The organism is Acholeplasma sp. ORD1043 (genome assembly GCF_057808485.1).
Map to the genome: position 1 here is coordinate 13,980 of NZ_JAQLOJ010000007.1, position 15,653 is coordinate 29,632.

Below are 15,653 nucleotides of genomic sequence, written 5' to 3' on the forward strand. Positions count from 1 at the left end.
CAGATTGTCTTCGGATTCACCAGTTAAATTGTTAATGCTTTGGATACTAAAGTCTATGATTTGGTTAATGACAGAAGGCATATTTATATCGGATTTCCTTAAATTGACTAAGATTTGATATATGAAAGAAACAACACTCTTTTTCAAAGACGGTAAATGTAGAGTATCAGTTAAGTATGATAAGAGTATACCGGTAGCAGTAACAGCTGTTGTTGTATCTCTACAAACTAAGCCAGGAATCATAAGAGAAATCTATGAAGTACTTATTTTAAAAGTAATCAAAGAAACTATTGCAAGTGAACTAATTAATAGTGAAACTAAAATATTGATTAATCCTACTGGAGAATTTGTTAAGGGTGGATCATACGCAGACTCAGGACTAACTGGTCGTAAGCTACAATGTGATAGTTATGGTGGACTTGCACTACATGGTGGTGGTGCTTGGAGTGGTAAGGACTTTTCTAAAGGTGACAGAAGTGCGAGTTACTATGCAAGATATATGGCAAAGAATATTGTTGCATCTGGACTTGCAACAAAGTGTGAAATAGGGATTGCATACGCAATTGGGATTGAAGAACCAGTAGGTATATCAATTAATACATTCGATACTGAAACAATTGAATTAGACATTATCAAACAAGTGATTCATAGCACCTTCGACCTAAAGCCTAGATTTATTAAAGAGCAAATCGGTGTGGTCAGCTTCTATGAGTTGTCAACCTATGGGCAAGTGGGGGTACATACAGATACTCTGCCATGGGATCGTTTAGATAAGGTAGAAAAAATAAAGGAGCGACTAAAATGACAATTAAAGAGTTTTACGGAAGCCCGGCATGGAAAAAACAACGTAAATACCGTCTTCAAATGGACAATTATCGTTGTGCGAGATGTGGCGGTGTGGCAGTTGATGTTCACCATAAAATCAAACTCACAGAAGAAAACATCTCAAACCTTGAAATATCTATGTATTTAGATAACTTAGAAAGTGTTTGTAGAAAATGTCATAATAAGGAAACACATGGTAAAAAGAACGATTATATGTTTGATGAATGTGGAAATCTTATAAAAAATTAAAAGCACGAGTTTACGTGCTTTTAGAAATTTGACTTATCTTAATAATAACTAAACCATCTGTCAGTAGACATTGTATGTGTTATTGGATTTTGCCACCACCAGAAACTATCGGGAGCTCTTAAAGTCATTTGAGTAGAAAAACTAATACCGACATCACCTTCAAGCAAATCATGGTTATAGTTATTCATTTCAAACAAATATCCTGTAGTTAAGTGATTCGTTTCATTGCGTCTATTCACATATTGATAATTCCATTGGAAGATATTTGTATCTACGGAACTTAATTGAGCAGAAAACGCAGGTTCAGGATATGTAAATGATTTAGAGTATGAACGCTCAATGTTAACACCGATATTACCACCGTATTCAGTTGAAATATCTGTCAAACTAAAACCATTTGTAAAAGAATAACCCAGATTAATACCAACTGTATAAGTGGATCCTATTGTGACTACACCAGGTTGATTTATAGGGAAAGCATCTTTATATACAGGCGTTCCTCCTTTTCTTCCTTCACCTGGGTAAAACTCAAGAAATGAACGATAAGAACCAACATGAAGATAACCAGCATAGTTTTGCCATTTTGCATCATAAGTAGTGTCACCATTTGTGTAAGCAACAGAACCTGGACTAAAGGAAGACTGGGTTGTTACTAAGTATAAACTGCTGACATCGTTACTTCTATATTTTTCAACAGTGAAACTAACATCAATATATCCATAGGGTTTTTGTACATAACGGAATGAACCTGTATACAATGGAGAAAATATTGATGTGCTAAGGATGGTCAGATTAGTGCTTTGGATACTGAACTTTTCTTCAAAGAAAATAGAAACACTTAACCTAAAGTCTGCAAAATTTTCAAAATGTTCGTCTAGTATATCAACGTTTTTTGAAACATAGAGAACAGCAGAAGAAGTAGAGGCGTTATTGTCAAAAATATTGTCATCAAGATAATAGTCATATACAAATAATGTTTTTCCAGTTTCTAAATGAGACTTTACTTCTTGAGTTGAAATATTAGATCTATTCCCAAGCACTATTAGTTGATTGTTTTCAAAGTAATAATCATGTGATTCTACAATCTCAAAATTTTCTTCTTTAGCTATTGTAAAACCAAATAAGAAAAAACTTGATAACAAAACACTCAACAGTAAAACAATATTATAAACTTTTTTCATTTTAAATTCCGCCTATTGTTATTATTAAAATGATTAGGATTATAAACAAAACAACAAAAGCAATAAGATGCTTAATCATTATTCTTTTGTAATGATTTTGAAGTTTCTTGGTATGATAACGTAATGAAAAAGAAACACAAGAAATTATAAATATAGTTACAGAAATAATAATAATTGTGAAACATATCATTTGAAAGGCAACAGACAATTTACTGCCATGGTCTAAATAGTATGCAAATAAAAATGATATAAAACTAATAAATAGAAGTCCTATTGATAATATTGATAAGGTAGTAAATTTGTTAATGATTGGAGTATCAACCAACTCATTAGAAATAGGTTCAACCGTTATATTATCGTAAAATGTATTCATTGACACATTTAGTATTTCTGATAATCTTTTCAATGAATGTATGTCTGGAGTAGAAGTTCCTTTTTCCCATCTAGAAACAGATCTATCAGTAACACCTAACTTGTGAGCTAGTTCTTGCTGCGTCAGTCCAAGTTCCTTTCGCTTTTCAAGTATAACTGTATTAATACTCATTTAAATTCCTCCTTGTATTTTATATATCCGACAACTTTATTATAACTTTCATTTTTCTTAATTGAAACCGTAAAGTGTGTCAAAAATTAGACAAGTGTGTCCCCCCAGTCTACCTTTTTATTTATCAAAGCCACCACCGAACGCCCCACATCCAAAATACGTGGGGCAATTTTTTTGAAAACTTGAAATTTGAAGACCACCAAAACTTTAAAGACTGACAGAAATGTTGGTCTTTTTTCTTGTCTAAAAAAATTATAACTGCACCCCCTATACCGCAACTATAAATTTTTGTAAAATAGAAAACATAAAGTAACTATATTTATTTATATTTATTATTATAGAATCATTGGATTAAGTTGGAATATTGTGCTAAAAATAATTTAACTTGTAGTCATTAAAAATACCATTATCATTAGATATATTAGGAGATACCACTCATGAAAAAAGTTTACAGTATCACAATAATTACAGCAATACTTTTGTTAGTTATTAGTTTTATCGTATTATCAAATAAAACTACTGAAGGTATACCTCATGGTACATATTTTATGTTGGATGAGAGCGGAAGCATGATAAAGAATGGATTTGAAAGTGGGTGGAGTATTAAAAATAAAGAGGCGGAACATAGATATCTTACGTATAAAGTAAAAAATATTGATGAAGTCATTTACTTTGAAATTGAGCTTTTAGAAGAAGATGGATATTCAAGTCAAGTGAGCGGACTATATAGATATGAAGTTCAATATGATGACAAAACTAAGATTCTGGTTGTAACAATGCATGCAGACTCCATAGGAAATCCAAGTGTAGTACCAAATAGTGAATTTGATTTGAAAGAATTCCGATTTAAAAAATCAGGTTTCAGTATAGGTTGATTAATTTTTGCAATCAAGTAACCGTAATAAATAAACATTGATTTGTTTTTCATGACATAGTTATTACCAAGATGATCTGTATGAGTGTAGGTACCCTCCCTACCATCCGTTCGTCCATTTAGGGTAATGGTAGATAAGAAAAGCCTTTTGGATTTTACCTTGTCTATATCTTTATGAGATTGTTTTGATAGTATATGGCTTTCAGATACAAGCATGACACCTGATGGATAACCAAGTGATACCAATAAAGTAAGATAACCAATAAGTAATAATGACATTGAGGTAATTGAAAATATAGTAAAGGTATTTGTTATTTTCTGATGTAGTGTTTTATCAATGATTGGTTCAAGTGATAACTCATTATAAAAACTATCCATTGGTATATTAAAAAGAAGAGATAGTTTTTTAAGTGAATAGATATCTGGGTTAGTTAATCCTTTTTCCCATCTAGATATCGTTTTTAGAGAAACCCCTAGTTTTTCTGCAAGTTGAAGTTGAGTAAGTTTCATCTCAACTCTTTTTTCTAAAATGATTTTGCCTACATACATGATATACCCCGTAAAGAATGTTTCTATAGGCCCATAATAACGGTAACTTAAAATAAATCAAACAGATATATGTGTCTAAAATAAATTAAGTGATGATGAAATAATGAAAGTGTATATAATAGTTTTCAAACTTTGTTCATCTTTCTAAGATATGGTATGATTAAGTAAATGATTTAGATAAAGGTGATGAGATGACTTATCAAGAAAGACTTACATATTTAAAGAATTTAAAAGATTTCATTCTAAAATATGAATTAGATATTAAAGAAGCTTTATATAAAGACTTAGGTAAATCTGGACAAGAATCATATATCACTGAAATTGGTATTGTTTTAAGTGAGATTTCATACTTTATCAAAAACTTAAAAAAGTGGATGAAAAAAAGAAAAGTTAAAAACACTTTAACTGTTTTTCCTGCTAAAAGTTTGTTAGTGCCTGAACCATTTGGCAAAGTGTTAATTATTGGTCCTTGGAACTATCCATTTCAACTCATTCTTAATCCTTTAGTTGGGGCAATAGGAGCAGGTAACAAAGCCGTTTTAAAGCCAAGTGAATATGCAACCCATACAGAGAAAATAATCGTTAAAATCGTTAAAGAAGTTTTCCCTAAAGAGATTGTAGAGGTTGTTACTGGAGGGATTGAAGAAACTCAAAACCTCTTAAATCAAAGATTTGATTATATCTTCTTTACTGGTAGTACAAATGTTGGAAAAATTGTGATGCAGAAGGCAAGCCATCATTTAACACCAGTAACCTTAGAATTAGGTGGTAAATCACCTGCCATTGTTTTTGAAACAAAAGATCTTAAACATGCAGCAAGAAAAATAGCGTTTGGGAAATTAGTAAATGCTGGTCAGACTTGTATTGCACCAGATTATGTTTTAATTGAAGAAAAAGAATTATCTTCATTTATTAAATATTATAATCAAGCAGTTATTGAATTCTATCAAAATCCACTTGAATCAGACGATTATCCTAAGATCATAAGTAAAAAACATCATGACAGATTAATTAAGTTAATGGAAGGAAATGAAATACTACTTGGTGGTAAGTTTAGTGAAGAAAAAATAGAACCAACGGTTTTATTACCTTCTAAAGATTCCAAAGTGATGGAAGAAGAAATCTTTGGTCCAATTCTTCCAATTATACCAATCAACCATATTGAAGAAGTTATTGGGTATGTAAAAGAAAAACCACTAGCAACTTATTTATTTACGTTAGATAAAAAAACAGAATCGTTTGTGGTAGACAATATTTCCACAGGTGGAATCACAATTAACGATACCTTGATGCATTTTAGTAATCATCACTTAGGTTTTGGTGGTGTTGGTTATAGTGGTATGGGTAGTTATCATGGAAAGCATTCGTTTGATACTTTTACACACTATAAACCAGTCTTAAAGAAAAGTAAGTTGTTTGATATTAAAGCTAAATACTTACCAAGTGATCCTAAAAAAGAAAATTTAATTAAGAAAATTATGAAATAAAAATTTAATATTAGATATAATAAAGATAGATAAATCATTTTCAACAGGTGTTTTTTATTTTATGCTTGTTGTTACTGGGGGAATATCTATGTCAGAACTAAAGTTTAAAAAGAAGGAACTTCAGGCAACCTATAATTTAATTAATCTCTTACCTGATCTTAAGGTAATCTATAATGCCTATTCTAAATTAGAGGAGATAGATTCTAAGAGAGTTAATAAGATTAAAGATAAGTATAAAACTAAAGAAATTGCAGAAACCATTATTAGAACAGCTTACTTAACTGGGTTAATGGATTTTAACTATGTCATTAATTTTAATGCTATTAAAGTTAAATTTCCAGCTTATTTAAAAGTGATTAACCGTTTTAAGGTGGAAGAAGTTAATTCAATTTTTACATACTATATCCGTATTGAAAGAGTCCATGAAGGATTTGTTGAAGAAAGAGTTCTTGATGGTGAGTTCATACCAATCTTTGAATACTACCAAAAGCAACTTTCTCTGCTATTTAAAGAAAATAATATATCATAAAACTATATTTTAAAGTTAGTTTGTATCAAAAGGGGATAAATATTTGAAATTAAAAAGACTTATTGTCTTTATACCGCAGTTAATCGTTATCATATTAGAACTTCTTCCAACAGGAGTTGTTTTAAAGTATACTCCTGCACCAAATCCAAATGAATTTGTTAATTTAACGACATTCTATTTTGATTTAAATCAGTTTAATTACGGTGTATTTATGCCGTTTGTAACAGGGTTAATCACCATAGCAATTCTAACCCTTACAATTATTTGGTTAATAACTGATAAGAAGAAGTTATTATTAGTTATTAGAATCCTTTGTATGGTTCAGTTAATTACGAGTATGTCAATACTTTTATGGGGGATTAGGTATGTTTCAGTTGTTGGAACGATTATGAATGGTTTAATTATCGCAAAACTGTTCATATTTAGAATGGAATCAATAATAGATGAAACTACACCAAGAATGAAAAAAGACGCGTGATAGCGTCTTTTCATCATAATAGGTTAAATTGTAGTATACATTTTTGAAATAAATAAAATTCATGATTATTGGGGGATAGTATGAATTATAAAGCAAATTTAAATATTTATCTATTGAAAAGAGGCACTACACCATTGAAGATAACAGAAGGATTAGAAAGTCATAATTTTAATTCGCGAGTATCTTTTCATTTTAAAGAGTCTAGAGAAAAGATGCCTCCTTGGTTAGACATTTTTTTTAGTGAATTCTTACCTGCTGAAAAAAAAGCAAAGTTAAAAACCAGTTTTGCTAAAGGGGTACTATTAGTGGATGTACATAAAGGAGAAGATATTATCAACTTCGCTATAACATTCGGATATGGTGCGAGTTTGTTAAAACCTGAAGTAATAGATGAAAGATTTGGTATACGCACAGCTGTTAATATAATTGGTATTAATAATATTAAAAAGATAAGTAAAACTAATATTGGTGGTACTCAGAAAAATTCAAATGAACAAATGCCTAAACGTTCAAATATTACTGAATTTGGATTTGATATTGAAATGGATTTAATTACTGGTATAACAGGCACATCAAATGTAGATTTCATTCAAGGCAATATTACGGGTAAAGATTCCTTATCTATATATCACAAACTCAATGTTAGTGAAGTTGAAGATTTTTTAAAGAATATATATGAAATATATTTAAAGGAAGATTACAAGGAAGGTTTTGATTGGATTGATAGGATTCAACCAATTAAAAATAAAAATTTAATCAATCATTTGAATTCTTTGATGCTAGAATCAATTAATTTAAAACAAGATAAGTTTTGGGCTGCAGTACCTGAGGTTCTTGAGTGGGAGCAGATTCAAGGATTTAAATACTTAGGCAGAGATATATATGATGACATTCATTTGAATCTGATTTTAGATAATTATCGCCAGTTTGATACTATTCAAACAATTGAAAGAAAAAAAGTTAAGGTTATTGATGTTAACCAACTAGAATTATTCTCATGGTCATTGTTTAAATGTTTATATGGTGAAATTGGATATAATAATAAACATTATTGTATCAATGCAGGTAAGTGGTATGAAATTGAAAAGGATTATTCCAATTCTATTAATCATTTTTATAATGAATTACCAATATCGGATTTTGAATTTGAAGACTGTGATGTAAAAAAAGAAGAGGATTATATTATAAAAATTTGCAATGAAAAATCAAACTTATTAATTCTAGATCAAAAACCTGTAGTTTATGGTGGGGGAAAAAGTCGAATTGAAATTTGTGATATATTAACAAAAGAGCACCAATTAATTCATATCAAACACTACTCAGGTTCTGCTGCATTAAGTCATTTATTTAACCAGGGTGTCAATAGTGTGGAACTTATTAAATCAGCTGAAGATTTTATTATTTTGTCGAATGATAAAATTAAAAAAATAATTAATGACGAAGAATTTTTACTTAATAAAGACCATGACTACAAGATTATATATGCTATAATTTCAGAAGATATTGGGAGACCGAATATTCCTTTTTTCAGTAGAATATCTATTAAAAATGCTAAACGACGATTAGATAGCATGGGTATAAAAATGGAAATTAAAAGCATTCATAAAACAATTACTTAATTAATCACATAAAAAAATTATTCTGTAATCAACTTATTATAAATAGTGATGATTCTCTTTAACTCATTAACATATTCAAAATCCTTATGAAAGTAGATATTGATTTGTCTTGTCATATCAACACCTTCAATATTAAGTAGTTTGAATCTATTCTTTTTAATTTCTCTTATACATGATTTTCTTGCAAGTATTGAGGTACCAAAGTTATCTCTAACTAGGTCTTTAATAACTTCAACGTTATCAAGTTCTAGAATAACGTTGAAATCTGAAATACTCATAAACTTAGTATTTAAATGGGATTCAAAGAGTAATCTTGTATCAGAAGTTTTAGATCTTAAAATAAGTTTTTCTTTAGTTAGTTTAGAAAGAGAAATGGATTCATTATTCGCATTAGGATTATCATTAGAAACCGCTACAGCAAGCGAATCATTATCAAGTGTAATAAATGAATAGTCTTTATCATTAATGTTACCTGTAATAATGATTAAATCGACTTCATAAGTCTTCATTTTTTGATAAAGATTCTTAACTGAGTCTGAAATTAAACGCACGTGAAAGGCGTTGTTTTCGGCTGTATATTGTGCAATAGCTTTAGCAATAATATTAGATTCTAATGTATGAGTCACGCCTACAGTTAAAGTTTGTAGAGGATTTTGATTCTTTCTTAATTGATCTAATGCATTCTCTAAGTTAATTGTAAGTTGTTCAATACGTCTTGCATATCTTAATATACGTTCACCATCAGGCGTTAGATCTAACTTCTTTTTTCGTTTATCAAAAATAGTTACTCTAAAGTCTTGTTCAAGGGATTTGATTTGCTGACTAACAGCAGGTTGTGTCAGTGCTAAAATGTCAGCAGCCTTCGTAAAACTACCCTCCTCACAAACTGCAATTAAAGTCTTTAATTTTATATCCATAATCTATTCCTCCTATTATAAGAAAAACTTATGTACCAGTAATAAAACATTATTTTACTTTATTATAAAACAGGTTTACAATAATGGGGTAATCAAGACTTATTAATATGTAAATTAGAGGTGACGACCCCATATTTTACACAAATTTTGGACTTGATAGGAAGGATAGAATGATTATGAAACACATTACAATTAAAGGACATAATTCAATCGACCTAACTTCATATCCTGATTTTCTTTTTTTATTAGAAAACGTAAGTTTTTTAGTAAATGAATCAATCCAAGGGGAATGGATGTTAAGTACATACGAATTAATTTATGAATCAGATGGTGATGATCTAAACATAGATATCACAGAAAAATCAAAAGATTTAATGTTACACAAAATACTAGCTCAATACATGTATGACCATGCTATTGAAGAAGTTACTTATAAAACTAAAAAACATAAAGGTATTATAGGGTTATTTGAAAGAGCAAAAGAAGTTACTGCTAAATTTAGTATTAAAAAGATATATCAGTATCTTCAACATCAACCTGAAGATCTATTATATGAACACAGAATGAATGAAGTATTAAAAAAATACTTAAATGCAACCTATATCAAGAATGAAGAAATTGTTAAAGTATACGAAGTCATGTATGCAGCAAGATTATTCGATCTCATTCAAACGAATTTTGAAGATGTGGAAGTATTTAAACTTAAACTAAATTATTAACAACTTATAAAGGGTGAACTCACATGATGAACATTTATGAAAGACTAGGCGTTACTTCCTCAGTCGCTATAACAATTATTTCAATCGGACTTATGTTATTCTTAGGTTTCTTAATGACCAGAATAACTAAAAAGTTAAAACTTCCAAACGTCACTGCATATATCGTAACAGGTATCTTAATTGGACCTTATGTCTTAAACTTAATTCCAAGAGAAGTTGTTACTGGTATGGATTTTCTTGCAGATATTGCACTTGCCTTCATTGCTTTCTCAACTGGTGAATTCTTCAAATTCTCAGTTTTAAAGAAGAATGGTATGAAGGTTGTGATCATTACATTATTTGAAGCATTACTAGCAAGTATCTTAATATTTGTTGTAACATTCTTCGTTTTAAAGATGAACTTAGCATTCTCAATCGTACTTGCAGCACTTGCAGCAGCAACAGCTCCAGCATCAACAGTTATGACGATTCGTCAAACTGGTGCTAAAGGGGATTTCGTTGACACTTTAATTCAAGTTGTTGCCCTTGATGATGTTGTAGGACTTGTTGCCTATAGTATCGCAATCTCAGTTGCAGTAGCTAGCCAATCTGGTGGTGCTATCTCAATTGGTCAAATTGGTATGCCAATCCTTCAAAACCTACTTATGGTAGTTATTGGTGGAGCATTTGGTTATGTCTTAAAGTTCTTATTAACTGACAAGAGAAGTAAAGATAATAAATTAATTATTACCTTAGCATTCATCTTTATCTTCTGTGGTATTGCAGCATTATTTGACATCTCACCATTACTAGGTTGTATGGCAATGGGTACAGTTTATATTAATGTAACTAATGATGATAAACTATTTAAACAAATGAATTACTTTGCACCTCCAATTCTCTTACTATTCTTCGTAAGAAGTGGTGTTAACTTTGACTTAAGTGCTTTAGTTAACACATCAACATTTGCTGGTGCAGTTCCACTTGTTGTTATTGGTATAGTTTACTTTATTGTACGTATTATAGGTAAATATGCTGGTGCATATATTGGTTCAGCGATTGCTGGTAAACCTAAAGAAGTTAAAAACTACTTAGGTTTAGGTTTGATCCCTCAAGCAGGGGTAGCAATTGGTCTAGCAGCACTTGGTGCCAGAGTCTTAGGTGGTGAACAAGGTTTAGCGCTAGAAACAATTATTCTAGCATCATCTGTCCTTTATGAATTAATTGGACCAGCTTGTGCTAAGTTATCATTATATTTATCTAAATCATATGGTAGAGAAACTATTGTTCCTGAACAAGTTCCATCAGCACCACTTACAAACCCACTTGGAACAACACTTCAAAATGAACAAGCTTTTCTAGAAGCAGCAATTGACCTAGAAGAAGCACATCATGGTGAAGAATCAAAAACAGAAGCAGTGCCAGTGGAAGCAAAAAGTTAATAAAAATAAGACTAAAAGGCCTTAGAATGGTTATTCTAAGGTTTTTTATTTGTTTTTAGTTATAATAGAATTAAGTAAGATATCTATACAGGGGATATGTATGGTTGAGTTAACTAAAGAGAACCGAAAAGAATCGATTAAAAAACTTACCAAAAACAGAACAAAAGTTAAAAGATCGTAGATTAAAGGCAATGTAAGTTAGCTTTTTTCATTTTTTCATGCTAAATAAATAAGTTATTAAATCATTACAAATTAACTGACGAGGTGAAATGATGATAGTAGAATTTGAAAAATTAAAGCGCTCTAATCTGATTATAGATTGTATATATAAGGGTGGAAAAAAAGGTAATTCAGCTGATGATCCTCTATCAAAACTATTTCCCAAATTAGGAAATATGAGTGGATTTAGAAAAAAAAGTAGAGAAGATGATCCTACCAAATTAGCTTATGTTGTTTTATACACTTCAATGTCTGAAATTGAATGGCCTGATTTTCTTGATGTTGAGACAGGTGTTTTTAGATACTATGGCGATAATAGAAAAGCTGGAAATCATATTACGAATACAAAACAAGGCGGAAACAAATTATTAGAAGAAGTTTTTACTATGTTAAATTCTGATGGAGATTTAAAAGATATACCTCCATTTTTCGTTTTCAAAAAAGCCGGTGACGGAAGAGATGTTCAATTTCTTGGGCTAGCTGCTCCGGGGAATCCGTCAATTTCACCAGATAAAGATTTAGTTGCTTTTTGGAGAACGATAAATAATAATAGATTTCAAAATTACGAAGCATATTTTACAATTTTAGATACTAAAGAAGAATCTATTAAATATGAGTGGTTAGAGGCTTTATTGTATAATCATGAACAATCAATCGATTTAGCTCCACAAGCTTGGAAAAATTTTATAAACAATGGTAGAAATGGGATTAAAGCATTAAAGGCACCAAAAGTTTCTAGTGTTCCAGATAAATATACCCAGCTGCAATGTAGTGAAGATGGAAAAACCTGTATAAATAAAATAAGAGGCTATTATAAAGATAATCCATCAGGATTTGAAGCTTGTGCAGTTAAATTAGTTGAAATGATGGATAACAATTTTAGTGAATTTGAACTTACACGTCCTTGGAGAGATGGAGGACGTGATGCAATAGGTCACTACAAAATAAGTACTGGAAATAAAGCTAATTATCCATTGAAAATTGATTGCGCTTTAGAAGCAAAGTGTTATAGTGAAACAAATGGTGTAGGTGTAAAACAAATGTCTAGATTAATATCCAGGATAAAGTATCGTCAATTCGGAATCTTAGTTACAACTAGTTATGTCGATACTCAAGCTTATAAAGAAGTGATTGAAGATGGACACCCAATTTTAGTAATTACAAGTTCGGATATTGCATATATACTATCTCGAAATTTAATTGATAAGAATAATATTCAAAATTGGTTAGAAAGTATAAATTATGTATATTGATTTTTCTCTTTGTAAAAATCCCATTTAAATTTAGCAATAATAAAAATATCCAGTTATAAGAGACTGGATATTTTTTCTTTAATATAAGAGCTATTTAACCAAAAAGATTGTTTTGTATATTTGCTTCCGATGTATTTATCGGGAAAAGGTAAATCATAGGTGTCATTTGAATCTTTTGCATGAGGTCTCACATGTGCTATTCTGTTTTCGGTTGACTTGGGGAAATTTGTGATAATTCTAGGGCTTATTTGTCGTATGATTGAACCATTTTTAATTGTAGAAACAGTTTTATTCCAAACTGATTTCAACTCTGTATCAAGTTCAGTTTCAGTCATATTCCAAAATTTAATCCCTTTAAAATAATAATCATTTTTCTGCTTTTTAAATACTACAAACATAAATCTGGTTGTTGAAAAATACTCTCTTAATCTAGAATTTTCCCAATTTTCCTCGATAATTTTAGTAAATTCAAATGTCTCAAATGACATGTGCTCTTTGATTTTTCCATCTTCTTCAACTCTTATGGTTTTAGGAACAATATTTGCTTTTTTGAATTCCTCGGTTTTCGAAACTTTTGTATTTTTCAATCCTAACATAGCAGCAACCAACATCTCGTTAAGATTCTTAGATGTAGATGTTATATTGAATAATTCCATTAGTTCATTTTGTGTTTTTCCTATATATTGAAATATCTTTTCTTCAATGACTTTCTCGAATCCCTTTTTCTCTAATTCGATAGCATCAACCAGTTTATCCATAAGTTTTGGCAATGGTTCACGATTGAAAAGTTCAGTCATATATGAGTTTTTCAAACTGAAAGCCCTTTGTTTAGCAGGAATTTCAGAAAAAGGTTGATTTCTTAAAGAATCAGAACTTGCACCTTTAGTGCATGCTGAAAGATACATTGTATCTGCTTCAGATATTTCATGTGCTCTACCACTAATAATTTTATTATGAATTATTTCCCAATCATTCATGATTATTGCTAAATCGTATTGCATATTTTTATCTTTAAAATCTACTAATAAATCTTTTAAAATAATATAATCAAGCTTATTTTTATTTTCTTCATAAAGATAAAAAAGTATGTATAAAATTGCGTTCTTTTTCCAAAAAGAACTACTGTAAAAATCTTTATTAGCTTCATCAAGGTAATCAATTATATTTAAGACTAAACGTTCTTTTGCAGAATATTTGCCATTTCTAAGTTTTTTTACAGGTGTTACTTTTAGTTCAGTTGCTGCTCTAATAAAATCCGGTTCAGGATTGGAATTAGGTTCAATATTAAAAACATTTTTTTCTATAAAATGACCAAACCCACCTTTATGAATTATTTGGTCATCATTATTGATTTCTCGAAAGGTTTTATTAGTTAAATTTCCACCTATCTTGATGATTTCTTGAAGAGATAAATCTTTACCTTGCCTTTTATTTACTTTCATAAAATCCCCTAACGAATTAACACCATAATTCTTGATCTATGATGAAATATTTGTTATAATCATTTTAGCACTATAAGTACTTAAATAACAACCTTTAGAAAGAATGGTCATGATATGAAGAAGAGAGTCGTAGAACTTTTTGCAGGTGTGGGTGGGTTTAGAGTTGGTCTAAACGAAGCTTCACTTGGAAAAGATGAAAAAACAATAGAAAAGTCAAATTTTGATTTTGTTTGGGCTAATCAATGGGAACCATCTACAAAAACACAAGATGCTTTTTCATGTTATGTGAAAAGATTTGGTGAATCAAAATCACATGTTAATGAAGACATTACAACAATTGATAAGAATACTATCCCTGACCATGAATTATTAGTCGGTGGATTTCCATGTCAAGATTATTCAGTGGCTAGAACTAAAGCTAATGAAAAAGGTATTGAAGGTAAAAAAGGTGTCCTATGGTGGCAAATTAATGAAATTCTTGAGACTAAAAGGCCACCTTTTGTATTATTAGAGAACGTAGACAGATTGCTAAAATCACCAGCTAAACAAAGAGGTAGAGATTTTGGTGTAATGCTTCGATGTTTCAATGATTTAGGTTATGCTGTTGAATGGCGCGTTATTAACGCAGCTGAATATGGATTTGCACAAAAAAGAAGAAGGGTTTTCATTTTTGCATATCATCAATCTACTGAACACTATAAACAAATGTTGACTCATGAATTAGATTCTATTTTACATATACAAGGTTTATTTGCTAAAACTTTCCCGATTTTAAATGGATATCAAAAAAGAAATTCAGTAATGATAAGTAAAAATGAATATAAAGATTTAGTTGAAGTATCAAATAAGTTTGAATCAGCTATGTTTAATTCAGGTATTATGGTTAATGGTAATATCTATACAGAACAAACTAATCCAATTATTAAAGATTTCATTCCTTTAAAAGCTATTTTAGAAAAAAATGTTGATGAAAAATATTATATTAATGATGAATCTAAATTTATAGAATTAAAAGGTTCAAAAAGAATTCTTAGAACTAATGCAGAAGGTTTTGAGTACTATTACACTGAAGGTCAAATGTCTTATCCTGATAATTTAGATCAACCAGCAAGAACCATGTTGACATCAGAATCTTCAATCAATAGAAGTACACACGTAGTAGAGGATTTAAAAACCGGTCGTAAACGTTTGATTACTCCTATTGAAGCAGAAAGAATTAATGGCTTCCCAGATAATTGGACCAATACTGGAATGACAGAGAAAAGAAGATATTTTATGATGGGGAACGCACTTGTGATAGGAATTGTGCAAAAACTCGGAGAAAAAATAGCTCAATTAAAATGACAT

15 protein-coding genes and 1 pseudogene are annotated in these 15,653 nt (G+C 30.1%); 11 read left to right on the forward strand and 5 right to left on the reverse strand.

Features of this window, described 5'->3' with window-relative positions; genetic code table 11:
• The first annotated feature begins 121 nt into the window (after window positions 1-121).
• A complete protein-coding gene (locus PG914_RS03350) occupies window positions 122-805 on the forward strand; it encodes a methionine adenosyltransferase domain-containing protein (RefSeq protein WP_488822295.1) in 684 nt (227 codons plus the stop codon).
• On the forward strand, window positions 802-1,074 hold the full coding sequence (locus tag PG914_RS03355) for an HNH endonuclease (RefSeq protein ID WP_488822296.1): 273 nt from the start codon (window positions 802-804) through the stop codon (window positions 1,072-1,074). Before PG914_RS03350 ends, PG914_RS03355 begins: the two co-directional genes overlap by 4 nt.
• A 38-nt stretch (window positions 1,075-1,112) precedes the next feature.
• Here PG914_RS03355 and PG914_RS03360 read toward each other — a convergent pair whose 3' ends face one another.
• Together PG914_RS03360 and PG914_RS03365 are read right to left on the reverse strand one after the other, a co-directional pair.
• The gene (locus PG914_RS03360) at window positions 1,113-2,225 is read right to left on the reverse strand and encodes a hypothetical protein (RefSeq protein ID WP_488822297.1); all 1,113 of its coding nucleotides are present in this window, start codon (window positions 2,223-2,225) and stop codon (window positions 1,113-1,115) included.
• A gap of 31 nt (window positions 2,226-2,256) precedes the next feature.
• A complete protein-coding gene (locus PG914_RS03365) occupies window positions 2,257-2,799 on the reverse strand; it encodes a helix-turn-helix domain-containing protein (protein ID WP_488822298.1) in 543 nt (180 codons plus the stop codon).
• A gap of 437 nt (window positions 2,800-3,236) precedes the next feature.
• On the opposite strand from PG914_RS03365, the gene PG914_RS03370 reads away from it, so the two are divergent.
• Window positions 3,237-3,674 carry a hypothetical protein gene (locus PG914_RS03370; RefSeq protein ID WP_488822356.1) on the forward strand — a complete coding sequence of 146 codons (438 nt, stop codon included), beginning with the start codon at window positions 3,237-3,239 and terminating at the stop codon, window positions 3,672-3,674.
• Between the two features lie 380 nt (window positions 3,675-4,054).
• On the opposite strand, the pseudogene PG914_RS03375 reads toward PG914_RS03370, so the two are convergent.
• Window positions 4,055-4,222: pseudogene (locus PG914_RS03375) on the reverse strand (helix-turn-helix domain-containing protein); the annotation flags it as partial.
• Between the two features lie 191 nt (window positions 4,223-4,413).
• Between PG914_RS03375 and PG914_RS03380 the strand changes: the two are divergent.
• The 4 genes from PG914_RS03380 to PG914_RS03395 all read left to right on the forward strand — a co-directional run bounded on the left by PG914_RS03380 (window position 4,414) and on the right by PG914_RS03395 (window position 8,335).
• Complete coding sequence (locus PG914_RS03380) at window positions 4,414-5,709, forward strand: aldehyde dehydrogenase family protein (protein ID WP_488822299.1); 1,296 nt, start codon at window positions 4,414-4,416, stop codon at window positions 5,707-5,709.
• 88 nt (window positions 5,710-5,797) lie between these two features.
• Window positions 5,798-6,238 (forward strand): DUF6508 domain-containing protein, encoded by a 441-nt coding sequence (locus PG914_RS03385; protein WP_488822300.1) that lies wholly within the window; start codon window positions 5,798-5,800, stop codon window positions 6,236-6,238.
• Window positions 6,239-6,281: 43 nt separating this feature from the next.
• Window positions 6,282-6,716, forward strand: coding sequence for a hypothetical protein (locus PG914_RS03390; protein WP_488822301.1), 435 nt, complete (start codon window positions 6,282-6,284; stop codon window positions 6,714-6,716).
• An 80-nt stretch (window positions 6,717-6,796) separates the two neighbouring features.
• On the forward strand, window positions 6,797-8,335 hold the full coding sequence (locus PG914_RS03395) for a DUF6119 family protein (protein WP_488822302.1): 1,539 nt from the start codon (window positions 6,797-6,799) through the stop codon (window positions 8,333-8,335).
• A 17-nt stretch (window positions 8,336-8,352) separates the two neighbouring features.
• Here the strand turns inward: PG914_RS03395 and PG914_RS03400 are convergent, their stop codons facing one another.
• Window positions 8,353-9,252 (reverse strand): LysR family transcriptional regulator, encoded by a 900-nt coding sequence (locus PG914_RS03400; RefSeq protein WP_488822303.1) that lies wholly within the window; start codon window positions 9,250-9,252, stop codon window positions 8,353-8,355.
• Window positions 9,253-9,422: 170 nt separating this feature from the next.
• Between PG914_RS03400 and PG914_RS03405 the strand changes: the two genes are divergently transcribed.
• The 3 genes from PG914_RS03405 to PG914_RS03415 all read left to right on the forward strand — a co-directional run bounded on the left by PG914_RS03405 (window position 9,423) and on the right by PG914_RS03415 (window position 12,864).
• A complete protein-coding gene (locus tag PG914_RS03405; RefSeq protein WP_488822304.1) occupies window positions 9,423-9,971 on the forward strand; it encodes a hypothetical protein in 549 nt (182 codons plus the stop codon).
• A gap of 23 nt (window positions 9,972-9,994) precedes the next feature.
• Window positions 9,995-11,392, forward strand: a complete 1,398-nt coding sequence (locus PG914_RS03410) for a cation:proton antiporter (protein WP_488822305.1) — start codon at window positions 9,995-9,997, stop codon at window positions 11,390-11,392.
• Between the two features lie 269 nt (window positions 11,393-11,661).
• Complete coding sequence (locus tag PG914_RS03415; RefSeq protein ID WP_488822306.1) at window positions 11,662-12,864, forward strand: restriction endonuclease; 1,203 nt, start codon at window positions 11,662-11,664, stop codon at window positions 12,862-12,864.
• A 53-nt stretch (window positions 12,865-12,917) separates the two neighbouring features.
• Here PG914_RS03415 and PG914_RS03420 read toward each other — a convergent pair whose 3' ends face one another.
• A complete protein-coding gene (locus PG914_RS03420) occupies window positions 12,918-14,306 on the reverse strand; it encodes a Sau3AI family type II restriction endonuclease (RefSeq protein ID WP_488822307.1) in 1,389 nt (462 codons plus the stop codon).
• A gap of 114 nt (window positions 14,307-14,420) precedes the next feature.
• Here PG914_RS03420 and dcm point away from each other — a divergent pair, with 114 nt between their 5' ends.
• On the forward strand, window positions 14,421-15,650 hold the full coding sequence (dcm, locus tag PG914_RS03425) for a DNA (cytosine-5-)-methyltransferase (protein ID WP_488822308.1): 1,230 nt from the start codon (window positions 14,421-14,423) through the stop codon (window positions 15,648-15,650).
• Window positions 15,651-15,653 lie beyond the last annotated feature (3 nt).

Coding starts and splice junctions, on each gene's coding strand:
- PG914_RS03415 (WP_488822306.1), top strand. CDS start 11,662: ATGATGATAGTAGAATTTGAAAAATTAAAGCGCTCTAATCTGATTATA.
- PG914_RS03405 (WP_488822304.1), top strand. CDS start 9,423: ATGATTATGAAACACATTACAATTAAAGGACATAATTCAATCGACCTA.
- PG914_RS03410 (WP_488822305.1), top strand. CDS start 9,995: ATGATGAACATTTATGAAAGACTAGGCGTTACTTCCTCAGTCGCTATA.
- PG914_RS03385 (WP_488822300.1), top strand. CDS start 5,798: ATGTCAGAACTAAAGTTTAAAAAGAAGGAACTTCAGGCAACCTATAAT.
- PG914_RS03350 (WP_488822295.1), top strand. CDS start 122: ATGAAAGAAACAACACTCTTTTTCAAAGACGGTAAATGTAGAGTATCA.
- PG914_RS03380 (WP_488822299.1), top strand. CDS start 4,414: ATGACTTATCAAGAAAGACTTACATATTTAAAGAATTTAAAAGATTTC.
- PG914_RS03420 (WP_488822307.1), bottom strand. CDS start 14,306: ATGAAAGTAAATAAAAGGCAAGGTAAAGATTTATCTCTTCAAGAAATC.
- PG914_RS03365 (WP_488822298.1), bottom strand. CDS start 2,799: ATGAGTATTAATACAGTTATACTTGAAAAGCGAAAGGAACTTGGACTG.
- PG914_RS03370 (WP_488822356.1), top strand. CDS start 3,237: ATGAAAAAAGTTTACAGTATCACAATAATTACAGCAATACTTTTGTTA.
- PG914_RS03395 (WP_488822302.1), top strand. CDS start 6,797: ATGAATTATAAAGCAAATTTAAATATTTATCTATTGAAAAGAGGCACT.
- PG914_RS03355 (WP_488822296.1), top strand. CDS start 802: ATGACAATTAAAGAGTTTTACGGAAGCCCGGCATGGAAAAAACAACGT.
- PG914_RS03400 (WP_488822303.1), bottom strand. CDS start 9,252: ATGGATATAAAATTAAAGACTTTAATTGCAGTTTGTGAGGAGGGTAGT.
- dcm (WP_488822308.1), top strand. CDS start 14,421: ATGAAGAAGAGAGTCGTAGAACTTTTTGCAGGTGTGGGTGGGTTTAGA.